This window comes from Kitasatospora sp. NPDC114501, assembly GCF_055633695.1.
On sequence record NZ_JBVKDS010000002.1, the window covers coordinates 257,387 to 275,689 of the forward strand.

Consider the following 18,303-nt stretch of genomic DNA (forward strand, 5'->3'; position numbering starts at 1 on the left):
CTCCGAGCGCACACCCAGCACAAGGGGGGAATTCGTGTCCCACACCGAAGAGGCCCGGCAGACGCCGGTGCTCCACCTGGAGAACGTCACCCGCGTCCACGGCCAGGGCGCCGCCGAGGTCCAGGCCCTGCGCGGCGTCGACCTCAAGGTCCACCCCGGCGAGTTCGTCGCCGTCATGGGCCCCTCCGGGTCCGGCAAGTCGACCCTGCTCACCCTGGCCGGCGGCCTGGACACCCCGAGCGGCGGCCGGGTCCTGGTCGAGGGCGTCGCCCTCGGCGAGCTCAACCGCAAGAAGCTCGCCCAGGTCCGCCGACGCTCCGTCGGCTACGTCTTCCAGGACTACAACCTGATCCCGGCGCTCACCGCCGCCGAGAACATCTCGCTGCCGCGCGAACTCGACGGACTGTCCACCCGCGCCGCCCGCCGCGAGGCCCTCACCGCCCTGGAGGAACTCGGCATCCCCGAACTCGCCGACCGCTTCCCCGACGACATGTCCGGCGGCCAGCAGCAGCGCGTCGCCATCGCCCGCGCCCTGATCGGCGACCGCCGCCTGGTCCTCGCCGACGAACCCACCGGCGCCCTCGACTCCACCACCGGCGAGGCCGTGCTCGCCGTCCTGCGCGCCCGCTGCGACGCCGGCGCCGCCGCCATGATGGTCACCCACGAGGCCCGGCACGCCGCCTGGGCCGACCGCGTCGTCTTCCTGCGCGACGGCCGGATGGTCGACGAGTCCGTCAGCCAGGACGCCGCCAGCCTGCTAGTCACCGCCGCCACCAACAGCCGGAAGGTGGACGAGTGAAGCTCAGCGCCTGGCGGGTGGCCCTGCGCATAGCCCGCCGTGACGCCCTGCGCGCCAAGGGCCGCAGCGCCCTCGTCGTCGCCATGGTCGCCCTGCCCGTCCTCGGCGTCACCGGCGCCGACGTGGTCTTCCGCAGCGCCGAACTGTCCCCCGCCGAACACGCGGTACGGGTCATGGGCCAGGCCGCCGGCGAACTCGAGATAGTCGAACGCGGCTCCTCCGTCAAGCAGGCGCCCGACCCCGACAAGGGCTTCAGCGTGCAGAGCCCCACGGACGACGCCAAGGACGGCCAGCCCCCCACCTACACCGCCGCCCAGCAGCGCGCCCTCGACACCGCCCCCGCCGACCTCGCCCGCCAACTGCTCCCCGGCGCCACCCTGGTGCCCGAACGCCAGGGCCCGTACACCGCGGCGAGCAGCTCCGCCGGCCTGGTCAGCACCAGGGTCGCCGAAGCCGACCTGACCGACCCCGTCTGGCGGGGCCGGCTCGACCTGACCGACGGCCGCGCCCCCACCGCCGACACCGAGGCCGCCGTCACCTCGGACTTCCTCAAGCGCTCCGGGCTCAGGATCGGCGACCGGACCAGCGTCCGCGGCCTGGAGGCCAACCCCTTCACCATCACCGGCGTCTACGAGTACCCCGGCGAACTGCGCACCACCGAACTCACCACCCGCCCCGGCACCCTGATCGACCGGCTCCCCACGCCGTCGAGCGGCTCCAAGGGCTCGGCCGGCCCCGAGGGACCCACCCGCTGGCTGGTCAAGCTCCCGGCCGGAGCCGAACTCGACTGGCACAAGGTCACCGAGGTCAACCAGTACGGCTACCTGCTGACCTCCCGCGCCGTCCTGACCGACCCGCCGCCCCGCGCCGACGTCCCCTACTACACCGAGACGAGGGCGCGCGGAGGCGACCAGACCAGCTACTTCAACCGCAGCGGCGTCGTCATCCTCGCCACCGTCGTCGGCATGGCCCTGCTGGAGATCGTCCTCCTCGCGGGCCCCGCCTTCGCCGTCGGCGCCCGGCGCTCCCGGCGGCAGCTCGGCCTGCTCGCCGCCGCCGGCGGTGAACGCGCCAACGTCCGCGGGGTCGTCCTCGGCGGCGGCATCGTCCTCGGCATCACCGGCGCCCTGACCGGCCTGGGCCTCGGCATCGGCCTCGTCGCCGCGCTGCGCACCCAGGCCGAGGACTACGCAGGCCAGCGCTTCGGCCACTTCGAGGTGCCGCCGCTGGACCTGCTCGGCATCCTCCTGGTCGGACTCGCCACCGGGCTGCTGGCCGCCGTCGTGCCCGCCGTCCAGGCCTCCCGCCAGGACGTCGTCGCCGCGCTCACCGGCCGCGACAACCTCAAGCCCCCCAGCCGCAGGCTCGCCGCCCTCGGCCTGCTGATGCTCGGTGGCGGCGCGGCCCTCGCCCTGTACGGCGCCACCAACGGCATCGGCAACAGCAGCTTCGCCGTCCTCGGCGGCTCGGCCCTCGCCGAGCTCGGCATGGTCGTCCTGGTGCCCTACCTGGTCGGCCTGTTCGGCCGGCTCGGCCGCTGGCTCCCGCTCGGCCCCCGGCTCGCCCTGCGCGACTCCGTGCGCCACCGCGGCCGCACCGCGCCCGCCGTGGCCGCCGTGATGGCCGCCGTCGCCGGCTCGGTCGCGGTCAGCGTCTACATGGCCAGCCTCGACGAGGAGTACCGGCGCGACTACGTCGCCTCCGGCCCGTCCGGGGCCGTCATGCTCGGCACCGGCTGGCTGGACTCCTCTGACGTCAAGCTGCTCCCGCAGATGCGCGAGGCCATCGAACGCGGCATCCCCGACCTCGGCCCGCGGGCCGACGTCCAGCGCGTCCACCCCAAGGGCGACTGCCCCGAGGACGGCTACTGCGGCTACATCGGCGTCGAGGTGCCCAAGGAGGACCGCTGCCCCGCCCTCCTGCGGGGCGTCGACCTCCCCTTCGCCGAGCGCGAGCGGATCCTGGAGGCCGACGAGCGCTGCCACACCAACGACCGCCGCGGCGTCGCCTTCACCCCGCTGTCCGCCGGTGACGCCAACCTGCTGCGCAACCTCTACGGCGTCACCGACCAGAAGGCCGTCCAGGCCCTCGCCGACGGCAAGGCCGTGGTCTTCGACGCGCGCTACCTCAAGGACGGCAAGCTCGCCCTCGAGTACACCGTCCCGGTCACCGGAAGCACCGGCGGCTCCTCCCACGACAAGCCCGAGATCGTCGAGATCGCCGTGGACGCCGTGCTCGCCGAACCCGTGCTGCGCTCCCCGGGCCAGGCCGTGATCAGCCCGGCCACCGCCGCCCGGCTCGGCTTCACCACCGCCCCGGGCGGATCGGTCTGGCTGCCCTCCTCGGCGCCCTCCGACAGCGCCCAGCAGAGGACCGACGCCGCGCTGGCCAAGCTCAGCGACCACGACGTGATGAAGATCGAACGCGGCTACGAGTCCCAGGCCGACCTGGTCCGGCTCGGCCTGAACGTCTTCGCCGCCATCGTCGCCCTCGGCGCGGCCGGCATCGCCACCGGACTGGCCGCCGCCGACTCCCAGCGCGACCTGACCACCCTCGCGGCGGTCGGCGCCGAGCCCCGCATCCGGCGCACGCTGTCCGGCTTCCAGTGCGGGGTGATCGCCGCCATGGGCGCCCTGCTCGGCGTGGTCTGCGGCGTCGTGCCGGGCGTGGCCCTGCGCAAGGTCGAAGCCGCGGCGAGCAGGTACCCGGGCATGAGCGCCGACGAGATCGCCAACAAGGCGACCCTGGTCTTCCCGTGGCCCACCGTCGCCGCCACCGTGGTGCTGCTGCCGCTGCTCGCGGCCGTCCTCGCGGCCCTGATGACCCGCTCGCGGATCACCCTGCTGCGCCGTTCCGGCTGAGGCCGGAACAGTCTCCGTCGCCCCCGTCCGCGGCACCGTCGCGGCGGGGGTGACGGAGGTTACAGCCCCGACGGGGCCCGCCAGCCGGACGGCCGGGGCGGGCACCCGCACGGGCGAACTACAGTCGTCGGTATGACGAGAACCCCGGACAGCGCCGTCCGCTCCTACATCGACCGGCACCAGGCCGCCTTCCTCGCCGACCTCTCCGAGTGGCTGGCCATCCCCTCGGTCTCCGCCGACCCGGACCGGGCCGGCGACGTGCGGCGCTCGGCCGAGTGGCTGGCCGCCAAGCTGGCCGCGACCGGCTTCCCGGTGGCCGAGGTGTGGGAGACCGACGGACTGCCGGCGGTGTTCGCCGAGTGGCCCTCCGGGGACCCGTCCGCGCCGACCGTCCTGGTCTACGGGCACCACGACGTGCAGCCCGCGGCCCGGGAGGACGGCTGGGACACCGAGCCGTTCACCCCGACCGTGGTCGACGGCCGGCTGTTCGCCCGCGGCGCCGCCGACGACAAGGGCCAGGTGTTCTTCCACACCCTGGGCGTGCGCGCCCACCTGGCCGCCACCGGCCGCACCGCGCCGGCCGTCAACCTCAAGCTGCTGATCGAGGGCGAGGAGGAGTCCGGCTCCCCGAACTTCCCCGCCCTGGTCCGGCGCGAGGCCGGGCGGCTGGCCGCCGACGTGGTCGTCATCTCCGACACCGGCATGTGGTCCGCGACCACGCCGACCGTCTGCACCGGCATGCGCGGCCTGGCCGACGCCCAGATCGACCTGTACGGGCCGGACACCGACATCCACTCCGGCTCCTTCGGCGGCGCCGTCCCCAACCCGGCCCAGGTCGCGGCCGAGCTGGCCGCCGCCCTGCACGACGCCGACCGCAGGGTCGCGATCCCGGGCTTCTACGACGGCGTCGTCGAGCTGACCGAGCGCGAGCGCGAACTCTTCGCCGAGCTGCCCTTCGACGAGGAGCAGTGGCTGAAGGTCGCCCGGTCGTACGGCACCCGCGGCGAGGCCGGCTACTCCACCCTGGAGCGGATCTGGGCCCGCCCGACCGCCGAGGTCAACGGCATCCGGGGCGGCTACACCGGCCCCGGCGGCAAGACCATCGTCCCCACCTCGGCGCACCTCAAGCTGTCCTTCCGGCTGGTCGCCGGCCAGGAGGTGGAGAAGGTCCGCGACGCGGTGCGGGCCTGGGTGGCCGAGCGGGTGCCCGAGGGCGTCCGGTACGAGCTGGTCTTCCCGGGGGCGACCCGGCCCTGCCTGACCCCGCTGGACCACCCGGCGCTCCAGTCCACCGTCCGCGCGATGGGACGGGCCTTCGAGCAGAAGATCCTCTTCACCCGCGAGGGCGGCTCCGGCCCCGCCGCCGACCTCCAGGACGCACTGGACGCGCCGGTGCTGTTCCTCGGCATCTCGGTGCCCTCGGACGGCTGGCACTCGGTCAACGAGAAGGTCGAACTGGACCTGCTGGCCAAGGGCGTGGAGACCGCCGCGTACCTCTGGGGCGACCTGGCCGAGAACTTCCGGCCGGGGGAATGACCCCCGCTGCGCGCACCATGGCAGCCAGATCACTCATCCGGATGATTCACCACGTGGGGATGGAACAGACGTGAGCACCGTGCCTGAGACCGAGCGCCCGCTGCACCTGGCACTGGCCCGGTCCGGGGTGGACCGGGCGGCCGAGCACCGTTTCGACGAGCCCTGGCTGGCGGCCGCCTGGAGCCACCCGAACACCCGGGTCCTGCCGATCGCCGGCGGCGAGGCGTTCGTGGTCGACACCGCGCAGGGCACCGAACTCGTGCTGCTGCCCTCCTTCGAGGCGCCGCAGACCGGCGACCGGTACTTCCTCGGCACCGACCAGGACGGCGTCTCGTACTTCGCGCTGGCCGGCGAGAGCCTGCCCGGGCGGCTGGACGGCGACGCCCGCCCGGCCGGGCTGCGCGAGGTCGGCGGGCTGCTGTCCGACCGGGACGCCGGGCTGCTGGTGCACGCCGTGGCGCTGGAGCACTGGCACCGGCTGCACAGCTTCTGCTCGCGCTGCGGGCACCCGACCGAGAAGGGCGGCGCCGGGCACGTGCGGCGCTGCACCTCCTGCGCGGCCGAGCACTACCCGCGCACCGACCCGGCGGTGATCATGGTGATCACCGACGAGCAGGACCGCTGCCTGCTCGGCCGCCAGGCGCTGTGGCCGGAGGGCCGCTGGTCGACGCTGGCCGGCTTCGTCGAGCCGGGGGAGTCGATCGAGCAGGCGGTGGTCCGCGAGGTGCAGGAGGAGGCGGGCGTGCGGGTCGGCGAGGTGCGCTACGTCGCCAGCCAGCCGTGGCCGTTCCCGTCCAGCCTGATGCTCGGCTTCACGGGCCGGGCGCTGCCCGGCGGCACCGAGATCACCGTGGACGGCGAGGAGCTGGCCGAGGCACGCTGGTTCTCCCGCGAGGAGCTGCGGGCCGGGATGGAGGCGGGCGAGATCCTGCCGCCGTCCGGCATCTCGATCGCCCGGCACCTGGTCGAGCTCTGGTACGGGGAGCCGCTGCCCTCGGCGGCGCGCTGGTAGTCCCGGAGGCGGGCCGGCGGTCCCGGCCCCGGGACCGGTGGTCCCGGAGACGAGAAAGGGGGCGCGTGGCAAATTCCACGCGCCCCCCGTTTTCTTTCCCATCCCTTCCCGAATTCACCACGACCAGCTGTTCGTGTCCGGACGGGCCAGTTCTGCTACCGGGAGCGGCCGGTACGGGCGCGAAGTCAACCCGCTCGGACGATATTGCCGGAAACGGCTGAAACCGGCTCACCCCGCTCGCTACATTCACGAGGGTGACAATCCCCCGGGGCACCGCCCAATCCCCCAAATACCAGCGCCTCGCCGCCGACCTGCGCCGCCGGATCGCCGAGGGCGAGTTCACCGCCGACGCCGCCCTGCCGGTCGAGAGCGAACTGGAGCGCCAGTACGGCGTCGCCCGCAACACCGTCCGGCTCGCCGTCGACGTCCTGGTCAACGAGGGCCGCCTGGTCCGCCTCCAGGGCAAGGGCACGTACCTGCGCGAGCACCCCGTCCTGGACCACCGCGCCTACGGGCCCGGCCTGACCCCCGCCCCGCGCGACTGCCTCGCCGCGCCCTCCGCCGTCTACCTCGGCGAAGCCGCCGAGGCCGGGCGGGAACTCGGCACCGACTTCGAGATGATGATCGTCCGGGCCCGGGTGGACATCGCCGAACGGCTCGGACTGCGCCCCGGCGAGGCCATCGTGGTCCGCCGCCAGCTGCGGCTGCTCGACCGCGAGCCGTACTCCATCGAGGAGAGCCACTACCGGGCCGGCCTCGCCGCCGGCACCCCGCTGATGGAGCCCGACCCGGTCGAGGGCGGCGACGAGGCGGTGCTCGCCACCCTCGGACGCACCGAGATCGGCGCGGTGGACCACCTGGTCGCGCGGATGCCGGGCCCCGAGGAGGCCCAGTGGTTCCAGGGCGGCCCCGGCGTGCCGCTGATGGTGCAGACCCGCGTCACCTACGACCGGCGCGGGCCCGTACGGGTCATCGAGACCCGCTACTCGGCCGACCGCAGCCGGCTCGTCTACGGCGTCGGCGACCTCGGCGCGCGCACCACCCTGCCCGCGCCCGCCACGCCCGTCGACCCGGCCCGGGCCGACGCGCCGTGACGCGCGCCGGCCCCGACGGCCCGGACCCGCCGAGCCCGTCGGGCCCGGGCTCGGCGGCCCGGACCGCCCGGGCCCGGGTTCCCGGGCTCAGGTCCTACGGGCTCAGGCCGCCAGGGCCTTCTTGACCTGCAACAGGCTCGGGTTCGTCATCACGACCCGCTCGCCCCCGCCGGCCGGCGTCACCAGCACCGTCGGAACGGTCTGGTTGCCGTTGTTCACCGACTCGACGAAGGACGCCGACGCCGGGTCCTCCTCGATGTTGATCTCGGTGTAGCCGATGCCTTCACGGTCCAGCTGGCTCTTGAGTCGGTTGCAGTACCCACACCAGGTCGTGCTGTACATCGTCACGGTGCCGGACATCGAGGGGGCTCCTTCGAAAGAGGGGTGCGTACGGTCTCCGGACGCAACGCCAACCGGACGGCGGGCATTCCGGCGCGCCGTCGACCGTCCCGCGGAGCGATCATCCTGCGATCCGACCGGGCCTGTGGACAACTCCGTCCGCGTTGTCCCACCGGGCTGAGAGGATGGAACGCATGCAGGAAGACCTCTTGAGCGGCAGCCCCTACGACGGCCCCCAGGGCTCCCCCTGGGCCGACCCCGCCACCGCCACGGGCCCGGACGCCGTGCTCGCCGGGCTCGACCCCGAGCAGCGCGCCGTCGCCACCGCCCTGCAGGGCCCCGTCTGCGTCCTGGCCGGCGCCGGCACCGGCAAGACCCGCGCCATCACCCACCGGATCGCCTACGGCGTGCGCAGCGGCGTCTACCACCCCCAACAGGTCCTCGCCGTCACCTTCACCGCCCGCGCCGCCGGCGAGATGCGCGGCCGACTGCGCCAACTCGGCGCCGACGGCGTCCAGGCCCGCACCTTCCACGCCGCCGCCCTGCGCCAGCTCCAGTACTTCTGGCCCCGCGCCGTCGGCGGCCCCGTCCCCCAGCTCCTCGAACGCAAGGTCCAACTCGTCGCCGAGGCGGCCGGCCGCTGCGGCCTGCGCGTCCAGCGCACCGAACTGCGCGACCTCACCGCCGAGATCGAATGGGCCAAGGTCACCCAGATCGCCCCCGAGGACTACCCCGTCGCCGTCGCCAAGTCCGGCCGGGAGGCCCCCCGCGACCCGGCCGAGACCGCCCAGGTCTACCGCGTCTACGAGGAGACCAAGACCCGCCGCGGCAGCATCGACTTCGAGGACGTCCTGCTGCTCACCGCCGCCATCCTGGAGGACCGCCCGGACATCGCCGACCAGGTCCGCTCCCAGTACCGGCACTTCACCGTCGACGAGTACCAGGACGTCTCCCCGCTCCAGCAGCGCCTGCTCGACCAGTGGACCGGCCCCGACGGCGGCGCCAGCCTCTGCGTCGTCGGCGACGCCAGCCAGACCATCTACTCCTTCACCGGCGCCACTCCCGACTACCTGCTCAACTTCCGCAACCGGCACCCCGGGGCGACGGTGGTCAAGCTGGTCCGCGACTACCGCTCCACCCCCCAGGTCGTCCACCTCGCCAACGGGCTGCTCGCCCAGGCCCGCGGCGAGGCCGCCCGGCACCGCCTGGAACTCGTCTCCCAGCGCGAGGCCGGCCCCGACCCCGTCTACACCGAGTACGAGGACGAGCCCACCGAGGCCGAGACCACCGGCCGCCGGATCAGGGAACTGCTCGCCGCCGGGGTGCGCGCCAGCGAGATCGCCGTACTGTTCCGCACCAACGGCCAGTCCGAGGTCTACGAGCAGGCCCTCGCCGACCTCGGCGTCCCCTACCAGCTCAAGGGCGCGGAACGGTTCTTCGAACGCCCCGAGGTCCGGGACGCCGGCGTACTGCTGCGCGGCGCCGCCCGGGCCGCCTCCGACCCGCTCACCGACGACGCCCCCGACCTGGCCGGACAGGTCCGCGCGGTGCTGGCCACCCGCGGCTTCACCGCCGAACCCCCGGCCGGCTCCGGCGCCGTCCGGGACCGCTGGGAGTCGCTCGCCGCCCTCGTCCGACTGGCCGAGGAGTTCGAACGCACCCGCACCGAGGCCGGCCAGGCCACCGACCTCGCCGCCTACGTCGCCGAGCTGGACGCCCGCGCCGCGGCCCAGCACGCCCCCGCCGTCGAAGGCGTCACCCTCGCCTCGCTGCACGCCGCCAAGGGCCTCGAATGGGACGCCGTCTTCCTGGTCGGCCTCACCGAGGGCACCCTGCCGATCATCTACGCCAAGACCGACGAGCAGGTCGAGGAGGAGCGCCGCCTCCTCTACGTCGGCGTCACCCGGGCCCGCAAGCACCTCACCCTCTCCTGGGCGCTCTCCCGCTCCCCGGGCGGCCGGGCCAGCCGCAAACCCAGCCGCTTCCTGGACGGGCTGCGCCCCGGCTCCGCCGCCCCCGGCGCGCGCACCGGCGCGCGCGGCGGGCGAGGGGGCGTCGAGCCCGGCGAACGCTCCGCCGCGCGGCGGGTCCGCGGGCCGGTCAAGTGCCGGGTCTGCGACAAGGTGCTCACCGAGGCCGTCGAGCGCAAGCTGCGCCGCTGCGAGAGCTGCCCGTCCACGATGGACGAGGGGCTGTACGAGCGGCTGCGCGAGTGGCGGGCCCGGCAGGCGAAGAAGCAGGGCGCGCCGGCCTACGTGGTGTTCACCGACGCCACGCTGATGGCGATCGCCGAGGACGTGCCCGCCGGGCGCGGTGAGCTGGCCGCCATCTCCGGGGTCGGGGCCATGAAGCTGGACAAGTACGGGGCGGCCGTGCTCTCGTTGTGTGCGGGGGAGGAGCCCGAGGAGGATCCGGACGACGTCGAGGACGGCGGTTCGGTCGATCCGGCGTGAGCCGGTCCGGGCGCGGTCCATGGGGCCGCTTTCGAGGGCTTTGCAACCCGTTGTGTGACGTGCCGAAGAACTCGCGTGAAAAATAGTTTGCGCCGCGTACCGGGAGCGCAATAGCCTGCCGGAGCGGTCAAGGGGACGCGGTCGCACGGGGTGAAACCTGTGCCGATGCCCCTCGCCCGAGAGCTTCACCGAGACAGACATCCGAACATTCGGAGCCAGGGAGACCAGGCTCCGCGAGACGCCGAGAGGAGGCGAAGACAGTGGGAAACAACATGATCACCAAAATGACTGGCCAGACCGTTGTCGCTGCCTCCCTGCGTGCCGCCCGTCTGCGGGCGCTCGCCGAGCTCGGTGGAACCGGTCTGGGTCTCGACACCACCGGTGTCTCCGTCGCCCCCGTTGTCAGTGGTCTTGGACACACTGATCTGTGCTTCACGGGCAGCAGGAGCGTCGACGGCACCTTTGTCGAGACCGGTCTGTCCCGTGACTGGGCGTCGGTCGGTACGTCGTGCTCCCCGCGCGATGAGCGACCGACCCAGGCACCGAAGGCGGCCGTAGCCGCCGCCATGCATGGCGGCTATGCGCAGGTCATCGGTGCCGAAAACGCCCAGAAGCAGAACGAGCAGCAGATCAACCAGGCCAAGGCCGCCTTCGCGGGCGCCATGGCCATCCGGATGCAGGCCTTCCGCGGCCCTGAACCCTGGAGAGAACGAACCTGAGCCAGCCTCAGGTCGGCACCTCCAGGGCCGCGGAACCCGTCACACCGGGATCCGCGGCCCTTCTGTTTTGTCCGGTACGCAAGACCACCCAGGCCCTCCGGGGCCTCCGGCCCAGCACCACCAGTCCCCTGGGCCGGAACCACTGAGAAAAGACGAGGAAGACGCCCACAGTGTCCACGGTCATCACACCGCCCACCCCGTCCGTACCGCCGACAAGCCAGATCACCAAGGCCGACCAGGCCGACCCCCCGGAGGTTCCTTCCATGCAGCTCAGCTCGATCGAGCAGGCCGAGTCCCTCGGTCTCCCCATCCCCTGCCGCGCCTTCGACCCCGAGGTCTTCTTCGCCGAGACGCCGGCCGACGTCGAGTACGCGAAGTCCCTCTGTGGCACCTGCCCGGTGAAGGACGCCTGCCTGGCCGGCGCCCTGGAGCGGCGTGAGCCGTGGGGCGTCTGGGGTGGCGAGCTCTTCGTCCAGGGCGTCGTGGTGGCCCGCAAGCGTCCCCGTGGCCGTCCGCGCAAGACCGAGGTCATGGCGTGAACCCCGCCCACGAGCCCAGGGCCGTCCGCCGGGGAGAGCAGCCCCCGCTGGACAGCGCCCTCCGCCGTTCCGTGCGGATCGCCGCCGCCAAGGCCGACGCCGCAGCCCGCATCCCGTTCCCGAGCAAGCACCACGAGCAGGACCACGACATGAACCCCGCCGCCGTCGATCCCACCGCCCGCGCCGAGCAGGCCACCGAACGTCAGACCCAGAACAGGATCCTCGAGATGCAACTCCTCCACGAATCCCTGGCCCGTGCCCATATGCAAGACAGGCTGCACGAGGCCGAGAACCAACGGCTCGTCACCCGGGTCGTTCGGGCCCGCAGGCTCCGGCAGCGGGCCGAGCGGGCCTCGATGCGGGCCCGCAAGGCGATCGCCGTCGCGCTGATGTAGCGCGCCGCTACGTGGGCCCCTCCTCCGAGGGCCCTCGCCGGACTCCGGTCCACCCCCGTCGTGCCGCAGGCCGCTCCCCGTCGTCGGGGAGCGGCCTGCGGCCGTTGGCGCGGTGCCGGGGGTCAGTCCTTGCGGACCCGGGCGGACCCGCCGGAGCGCTCGCGGGCCGGTCCGGCCGGCCGGGTCGGCTGTGCGGCCTCGGTGGGCTTCGTGGGCGCGGTGGGTTCGGTGGATTCGGTGGGCTTCGCCGGCCGGTGGTCGGCGAACTCCGGCAGCCACTCCAGCATCTCCGCGCGGAACGGCGCCTTGGCTCCCAGCTGGCAGAGCACCCCGATGGTGCTCAGCGTCACCCGGTGGATCAGCAGGTACGCCGGGGGCAGGTTCAGCTGCTTGCCCAGGTTGTAGGCGGGCGAGCGCGGATCGGCGATCCGGGCCGCCTGGGCGCGCATCCAGGCCCGGGTGAAGTGGAAGTTCTCCACCGCGGCCGGCTCGATGATCGGCAGCAGGTAGTCCAGCACCGCGTCCGGGTCCAGCCGGACCGAGGGCTTCACGAAGCCCTCCTCGCGCAGCATCCGGAGCACCCCCGCCGCGTCCCCGGCCAGCGCCATCCGAAGCGACGCCCCGATCGGCGCCGGCAGCCCGCCGGGCAGCCGGTCCACGGTGCCGAAGTCCAGCACGCCCAGCCGCCAACCCGACACCGGGCCGTCGTCCTTCAGCAGCCGGAAGTTGCCCGGGTGCGGGTCCGCGTGCAGCAGACCGGTCCGGGACGGACCGGCGAACAGGAACCGGGCCAGCAATTGCCCGGCGCGGTCCCGCTCCTCCTGGGTGCCGCCCGCGATCACCTCGGCCAGCGGGGTGCCGGCCATCCACTCGGTGACCAGCACCTGGTCCGCCTGGGCCACCACGCCCGGCACCACGATGTCCGGGTCGTTCAGGAACTCCTCGGCGTGCCGGCGCTGGGCCTGCGCCTCCAGCTCGTAGTCCAGCTCCTCCGAGACGCGCTCGCGCAGCTCGGCGATCAGCGGCTTGATGTCCAGCCCGGGGATCAGCGGGCCCAGCAGCCAGGCCACCCGGCTCAGCTGCGAGAGGTCCGCGAGCAGCGCGTCGCCCGCGCCCGGGTACTGCACCTTGACGGCGACCGTGCGGCCGTCGTGCCAGACCGCCCTGTGCACCTGGCCGATCGAAGCGGCGGCCGCGGGCCGGTCGTCGAACTCCCGGAACAGCTCGCGCCAGTCGTCACCGAGCCGCTGGGCGAGCGCGGTGTGCACCTTGGCGGCGGGCATCGGGGGAGCGGCGTCCTGGAGCTTGGTGAGCGCCGCCCGGTACGGCCCGGCGACCTCCTCGGGCAGCGCGGCCTCGAAGACGGACAGCACCTGCCCGAACTTCATCGCCCCGCCCTTGAGTTCGCCGAGGACCTTGAACAGCTGGTCGGCGGTGGCCTGTTGGAGCTCTGCGGTGACCACCTCGGCGGAGCGCCCGCCGATCCGCCTGCCCAGGCCGAGCGTGGCGCGGCCGGCTATCCCCAGCGGCAGGGCGGCGAGCCGTGCCGTGCGGGTCACTGCCTTGCGCGGAAGATCGCTCACCCCGGGCCTCCATTCCCTGGCCCCCCGGTTCCGGGCGGCCGACCATCTCTACGCCATTGTGCCCGCTCCCCGCTACGTGCCCGTCGGAATTCCGCGGGGCGGGGCGGGAGTGGCCGTCCTCTGCGGGGAGTTGAGGGGCTTGGTCGGGGTGGGGCGGGTGGGGGTTTCTGGTGGTTCTGCGCGGGAAGTCGGCTCGGCCGACTTCCCGCGCAGAGGTGAGTTGTGATGTTGCTTGCTTCCCGGGGCCCCCTCCCCCCTCCCCCCACCCACCCTCGCCACCCACCACCCACCACCCGCGACCCACCGCACCCACCCACCGCCCTGCCCACCCACCCGCCTCGTGCCCCGAGTGGTGGCTTCCCCGTTCCCGGTACGGCCCGCGCCCTGCCCGGGGCAGGGCGCGGGCCGTGGGAGGCCTCGTGCCCGCCCCGTGGGGCGTCGACCCCGGTCCGGGGTTGGTCGGGACCGCGGGCTCACCTGGCCATCGGCTCGTCTGGCCGGGTACGTGCCCGCGGTGCCGTGGGAGGCCGGTGGCTGCCGAGCCGTGCAGCCGCCGGGCCTGCTCCCGTCAGTTCGGTCCTGCTCCTCCTGCTCTTCGTGCTCCTCCTTCCCCGCTCCTCACGCCGGCGGCAGCGGCTGCCACAGGCAGCCGCAGTCCGGGTGCCCGCGCAGCCGCAGGCGCCGTGGCATGCCGTCCCCGGCCGAGACCTCGCACCAGCCGTCCACGCTCGGTGGCCGGCCGCCGTCCAGGAACACCTGGACGTGCAGCGCCGCCAAGCCGGCGACCGCCGTCGCCAGCGCCGTGTCACACGCCGGGGTACGGGCCCGGCCGGCGCCTCCGTGGGCCAGCTGGGCCAGGACCCGCGGCCAGGCGGCGTCCTCGTCCTCCCGCCGCAGCACCAGGCAGTGCCCGCAGGCCGACATCCCGGGGATCACCAGTGGCCCGATGACGCCGAACTCCTCGACCACGCCCACGTAGAGGTGCGGGACCCCGGCCCGCAGTAGCAGCCGGGCCTCGTACGTCCCGCCCGCGAAGGCGGCGCTGCCGTCCCGGGGCGCGAGGACCACGAAGTCCGGTGGCGGATCCCCGGGCCGGCGCCGGGGCACCGGCACCGAAGGCCGGCCCGCGGCGCGCTGCACCGCCTCCCGGGCCGCCGTCGAGCGCAGCCGTCCGACGTCCCCGGGCGACAGCCCGGCGGGGGAGCAGTCGCCGGGCCTCACCCGGCCGCCGTCCGCGACCGTGACCGTCCCGGCGCCGCCGGCGGCGAGCACCGCCGCCACGGCGGCGCCGACCCGGCCCGCGCCGCGCACCTCGATCCGGGTGTCGGCCCGGCGGCCCAGGACCGCCGGTGCGGCGCCCGGCCCGGAGTGGACCAGGGAGAGCGAGGCGAGGTCCGGTTCGAGGACGGCCCGCTGCTGCGAGGGGAAGCGGGCCAGTGCCCGGGCGCCGGCCTCCGCGTCGTCCAGCAGGCCGGTCTCCTCCAGCCCGGTGAGCAGGACGTCGGCCGGTTCGCGGCCGAGCCCGAGGCGTTCGCCCTCCTTCAGGAGCTCCGGTCGGTCGCGCGTCCCGTCGAGCAGCGCGAGGAAGTCGCAGAGGGTCTTGTCGGCGTTGCCGAGCACCGCGGCGAACCGGGTGACGGTGCCGAACTGCAGGGTTTCCGAGTCCCGCCAGCTGCGGGACAGCGCGGGCTTGAGGGCGAGGCGCACGACGATCTCCCTTCCGATCGTTTCCGGACGGCTGACCGCAGCTTGCCCCATCGCGGGGGTGTCGTGCGAAAAGTTATCCACAGGGCCGTGCATATGGTCAGGCCATCCGTTCGCACGCCCTGTGGATAACCGGCCATCCTCCCCGGCGTCGGTTTCCGGACACCCGCCGTCGACTTTTCGTTCCCGATCACTCCATGAAAGATTCCGGCCATGGCAGCGGACTTCTGTCCGTGGTACCGGGTAACGTCGTGTGCCATGGCAGCCGAGCGGGACTCCCATCCACCGGCGTCGCGTCGGCGTGCCCGTGCAGCGTCAGGGTCACAGGTCGCGGCGCCGAACACGCGCGGGCGCCCGGACCAGCGGCAGCAGCCGAGGCAGGCCCCGCCGCAGCAGCCGCCCACCGGTGCCGTGCCCTCCGAGGCGCACGACCGCGGCCGGGTCGAGGTGCGGCGCAGCGCCCGCCGCAGCCGTACCGTCTCCGCCTACCGCGAGGGCGACCGCACCGTCGTGCTGATCCCGGCCCGGATGTCGCACGCCGAGGAGCAGCGCTGGGTCGCGCAGATGCTGGAGAAGCTCGCCGCCCAGGAGTCCCGGCGGATCCCCGGCGACGAGGCCCTGATGGCCCGGGCCCGCGACCTGTCGGCCGCCTACCTGGGCGACCGTGCCCGGCCCAGCCAGGTCCGCTGGGTCACCAACCAGAATTCCCGCTGGGGCTCCTGCACCCCCAGCGAGGGCACGATCCGCCTCTCCCACCGCCTCCAGGGCATGCCGGAGTACGTGCTGGACTACGTGCTGCTGCACGAACTGGCGCACCTGCTGGTGCCGGACCACGGTCCGGCGTTCTGGGCCCTGCTGGAGGCCTACCCGCGGACGGAGCGGGCCCGCGGCTACCTGGAGGGCGTGGTCTCCGCCGCCCGGCTGCCGCACATCCCCGGCGCGCGGAACGCCGCCCCGAGTCCGACCGGGCCGGATCCGGCGGCCTCCTGCGGCTGAGGCCGCGGCTTCAGGGCCGGGACGGTGCGGGGTGAGCCCGCCGAGGCCGGCCGGTTCGATCGGGGGAACGACGGAAGGGGGCGCGGACCCTGTCGGTCCGCGCCCCCTTCCGGTGTCCCGCCTCAGCTGGTCAGCTGCCGCGCCCGGGCCACCAGGTCGCGCACCGAGTGGTCGGTGAGCTCCGGCAGCCGGTCGTAGTCGAACCAGCGCAGGTCCAGCGACTCCTCGCTGATCAGCGCCTGCGCGCCGGCCGGGGCCAGCGCGATGTACTGGACGTCCAGGTGGGTGTTCTCCGGCCGGTCCTTGCCGGTGCAGCGGACGAGGTGCCGGTCCAGCTTGACCGGCGCCGGGGCGCCGCCGCTCTCCAGCAGCACCAGGTCGGGGATGCCGGACTCCTCGACGGCCTCGCGCAGCGCGGCCGAGGCGAGGTCACGGTCGCCGGGCTCGCAGTGCCCGCCCATCTGGAGCCACATGCCGACCTTGGGGTGCAGGGTGAGCAGCACCCGCCCGGCGGCCGCGTCGACGACCGCCGCGCTCGCCGTGATGTGCGCGGGCAGGCAGGAGCGGTAGAGGCCCTCCGGCTGCGCGGCGAGGTGCTCCAGGTAGTCGAGCCGCAGCCGCTCCTGGTCCTGGTCGGCGGGCCGCCACCCGGTCAGCGTGCGGACGGCGTCCGCGTGCAGGCCGGTGGCGGGGGTCGCGGCGCCGGGGGCCCCGGTGGCGGACGTCTCGGTGGCCGTCATGCGGTGGGCTCGCCCTTTCCGTCGGTGCCGTCCTCGTCGTCCTTCGGCCGCTCGTCCTTCTTGGTGAGGTCGGGCTTGCCGGCCGCGGCCTCGCCGAGCAGCTTGTCGAAGGCGTCGAAGTCGATGCCGCCCTCCAGGTCGTCGGCGGAGCCCCGGTGCACGAAGGCGTCCGGGTCGTCCAGGTCGGCGGCGGTGGGCAGCATGTCCGGGTGCTCCCAGAGCGCGTCGCGGCCCTCGATGCCGCGGGCGTCGGCGAGCAGCGCCCAGAGCCGGGAGGCGTCGCGCAGCCGGCGCGGGCGCAGTTCCAGGCCGACGAGGGTGGCGAAGGTCTGCTCGGCGGGCCCGCCGGCCGCGCGGCGGCGGCGGACGGTCTCGCGCAGCGCGCCGGCCTGCGGCAGGTGCGGGGCGGCGGCGGCGTGCACGACGGCGTCGACCCAGCCCTCGACCAGTGCGAGGGCGGTCTCCAGGCGGGCGAGCGCGGCCTTCTGCTCGGGGGTGTCCTCGGGCTGGAGCAGGCCGCCGGCCAGCGCCTCCTGGAGGGCCTCGGGGTTGGTCGGGTCGAGCTGGCCGGCCAGCTCCTCCATCCGGGAGGTGTCGACCTTGATGCCGCGGGCGTAGGCCTCGACGGCGCCCAGCAGGTGGGCCCGCAGCCACGGCACGTGGGCGAAGAGCCGCTGGTGGGCGGCCTCGCGCAGGGCGAGGTAGAGGCGGACCTCGTCGGCGGGCACGCTCAGGCCCTCGCCGAACTCGGCGACGTTCTGCGGCAGCAGCGCGGCCTTGCCGGCCGGGGCGAGCGGCAGGCCGACGTCGGCGGAGCCGACCACCTCGCCGGCGAGCGCGCCGAGCGCCTGGCCGATCTGGGTGCCGAACATGGCGCCGCCCATCGAGCGCATCACGCCCATCAGCGGGCCGGCCATGGCCTGCATCTCCTCGGGCAGGACGCCGCCCATGGCGTTGCCGACCCGCTCGGCGACCGGGTCCACCAGGTCCTTCCAGACCGGGAGGGTGGCCTCGATCCACTCGGCGCGGCTCCAGGCGACGGCGGTGCCGGCGCCGGAGGGGAACTCGGTGGAGCCGTCGAGCCACAGGTCGGCCAGGCGGACGGCCTCGACGACGGCGGACCGCTCGGCCGCACTGACCGAGCGGTCCTTGCTCTTGCCCTCGGCGGGCTCGGCGACCACGGTCTGGCGGGCGATGTTGGTGGCGAGGTCCCAGTTCACCGGGCCGCCCTCGAACGAGAGCATCTGGCCGAGCTGCTGGAAGGCGGCGCCGAGGTCGCCCGGGTTCATGCCGCCGAACATCGCGGCGAAGGGGTTGTCGGCCCCTGCGCCGCCGGGGCCGCCCGGGGCGCCGGGCATGCCGAACATCGCGCCGAAGGGGTTGCCGCCGCCGAAGCCGAACGGCTGGGGACCGTCGCCGGACTGCTCCTGGTCCTTCTTCTTCTGCGCGTCGTCGGGCTTGGCCTTGCCGTCCTCGGGCTCCTCGGGAGGAACGCCGAATCCGAAGGGAAGGTCGCTCACGGGGTCCTCGATC

At 74.3% G+C, this 18,303-nt stretch carries 15 protein-coding genes; 10 read left to right on the forward strand and 5 right to left on the reverse strand.

The genetic code is table 11. From position 1 onward, the window contains the following. Nucleotides 1-34 precede the first annotated feature (34 nt). The 5 genes from ACZ7RU_RS04685 (at nt 35) to ACZ7RU_RS04705 (ending at nt 7,302) form a co-directional block, all read left to right on the forward strand. Nucleotides 35-799, forward strand: coding sequence for an ABC transporter ATP-binding protein (locus ACZ7RU_RS04685; RefSeq protein WP_470339490.1), 765 nt, complete (start codon nt 35-37; stop codon nt 797-799). Next, nucleotides 796-3,660 (forward strand): FtsX-like permease family protein, encoded by a 2,865-nt coding sequence (locus ACZ7RU_RS04690; RefSeq protein WP_470339491.1) that lies wholly within the window; start codon nt 796-798, stop codon nt 3,658-3,660. The genes ACZ7RU_RS04685 and ACZ7RU_RS04690 overlap by 4 nt, the downstream gene beginning before the upstream one ends. A 132-nt stretch (nt 3,661-3,792) precedes the next feature. Further along, on the forward strand, nt 3,793-5,196 hold the full coding sequence (locus tag ACZ7RU_RS04695) for a dipeptidase (protein ID WP_470339492.1): 1,404 nt from the start codon (nt 3,793-3,795) through the stop codon (nt 5,194-5,196). A 70-nt stretch (nt 5,197-5,266) separates the two neighbouring features. Then, a complete protein-coding gene (gene nudC / locus ACZ7RU_RS04700; protein ID WP_470339493.1) occupies nt 5,267-6,208 on the forward strand; it encodes an NAD(+) diphosphatase in 942 nt (313 codons plus the stop codon). Nucleotides 6,209-6,462: 254 nt separating this feature from the next. Next, nucleotides 6,463-7,302 (forward strand): GntR family transcriptional regulator, encoded by an 840-nt coding sequence (locus ACZ7RU_RS04705; RefSeq protein ID WP_470339494.1) that lies wholly within the window; start codon nt 6,463-6,465, stop codon nt 7,300-7,302. Nucleotides 7,303-7,404: 102 nt separating this feature from the next. Here the strand turns inward: ACZ7RU_RS04705 and ACZ7RU_RS04710 are convergent, their stop codons facing one another. Continuing rightward, complete coding sequence (locus ACZ7RU_RS04710) at nt 7,405-7,662, reverse strand: mycoredoxin (protein WP_329928084.1); 258 nt, start codon at nt 7,660-7,662, stop codon at nt 7,405-7,407. Between the two features lie 164 nt (nt 7,663-7,826). Between ACZ7RU_RS04710 and ACZ7RU_RS04715 the strand changes: the two genes are divergently transcribed. The 4 genes from ACZ7RU_RS04715 (at nt 7,827) to ACZ7RU_RS04730 (ending at nt 11,747) form a co-directional block, all read left to right on the forward strand. Then, nucleotides 7,827-10,094: an ATP-dependent DNA helicase UvrD2 gene (locus tag ACZ7RU_RS04715; protein WP_470339495.1), complete on the forward strand. Its 2,268-nt coding sequence runs from the start codon at nt 7,827-7,829 to the stop codon at nt 10,092-10,094. 260 nt (nt 10,095-10,354) lie between these two features. Next, entirely contained in the window at nt 10,355-10,813 is a 459-nt protein-coding gene (locus ACZ7RU_RS04720; RefSeq protein ID WP_470339496.1) for a hypothetical protein, read from the forward strand. Nucleotides 10,814-10,983: 170 nt separating this feature from the next. Further along, nucleotides 10,984-11,352, forward strand: a complete 369-nt coding sequence (locus tag ACZ7RU_RS04725) for a WhiB family transcriptional regulator (protein WP_374120130.1) — start codon at nt 10,984-10,986, stop codon at nt 11,350-11,352. Further along, entirely contained in the window at nt 11,349-11,747 is a 399-nt protein-coding gene (locus tag ACZ7RU_RS04730; RefSeq protein ID WP_470339497.1) for a hypothetical protein, read from the forward strand. The genes ACZ7RU_RS04725 and ACZ7RU_RS04730 overlap by 4 nt, the downstream gene beginning before the upstream one ends. 122 nt (nt 11,748-11,869) lie before the next feature. Here ACZ7RU_RS04730 and ACZ7RU_RS04735 read toward each other — a convergent pair whose 3' ends face one another. After that, nucleotides 11,870-13,330 (reverse strand): ABC1 kinase family protein, encoded by a 1,461-nt coding sequence (locus ACZ7RU_RS04735; RefSeq protein WP_470339498.1) that lies wholly within the window; start codon nt 13,328-13,330, stop codon nt 11,870-11,872. A 618-nt stretch (nt 13,331-13,948) separates the two neighbouring features. Further along, nucleotides 13,949-15,037: a ThiF family adenylyltransferase gene (locus ACZ7RU_RS04740; RefSeq protein ID WP_470339499.1), complete on the reverse strand. Its 1,089-nt coding sequence runs from the start codon at nt 15,035-15,037 to the stop codon at nt 13,949-13,951. Nucleotides 15,038-15,445: 408 nt separating this feature from the next. Between ACZ7RU_RS04740 and ACZ7RU_RS04745 the strand changes: the two genes are divergently transcribed. Next, a complete protein-coding gene (locus ACZ7RU_RS04745; protein WP_470339500.1) occupies nt 15,446-16,030 on the forward strand; it encodes a M48 metallopeptidase family protein in 585 nt (194 codons plus the stop codon). A gap of 122 nt (nt 16,031-16,152) precedes the next feature. On the opposite strand, the gene ACZ7RU_RS04750 is transcribed toward ACZ7RU_RS04745, so the two are convergent. Both ACZ7RU_RS04750 and ACZ7RU_RS04755 read right to left on the reverse strand, forming a co-directional pair. Next, nucleotides 16,153-16,770: an NUDIX hydrolase gene (locus ACZ7RU_RS04750; protein WP_470339501.1), complete on the reverse strand. Its 618-nt coding sequence runs from the start codon at nt 16,768-16,770 to the stop codon at nt 16,153-16,155. After that, the gene (locus ACZ7RU_RS04755; RefSeq protein ID WP_470339502.1) at nt 16,767-18,290 is read right to left on the reverse strand and encodes a zinc-dependent metalloprotease; all 1,524 of its coding nucleotides are present in this window, start codon (nt 18,288-18,290) and stop codon (nt 16,767-16,769) included. The genes ACZ7RU_RS04750 and ACZ7RU_RS04755 overlap by 4 nt, the downstream gene beginning before the upstream one ends. Nucleotides 18,291-18,303: the final 13 nt, after the last annotated feature.

What these genes read in the sequence shown, in the direction of transcription:
- ACZ7RU_RS04695 (WP_470339492.1), top strand. Translation starts at nt 3,793, where the DNA reads ATGACGAGAACCCCGGACAGCGCCGTCCGCTCCTACATCGACCGGCAC.
- ACZ7RU_RS04710 (WP_329928084.1), bottom strand. Translation starts at nt 7,662, where the DNA reads ATGTCCGGCACCGTGACGATGTACAGCACGACCTGGTGTGGGTACTGC.
- ACZ7RU_RS04715 (WP_470339495.1), top strand. Translation starts at nt 7,827, where the DNA reads ATGGAACGCATGCAGGAAGACCTCTTGAGCGGCAGCCCCTACGACGGC.
- ACZ7RU_RS04750 (WP_470339501.1), bottom strand. Translation starts at nt 16,770, where the DNA reads ATGACGGCCACCGAGACGTCCGCCACCGGGGCCCCCGGCGCCGCGACC.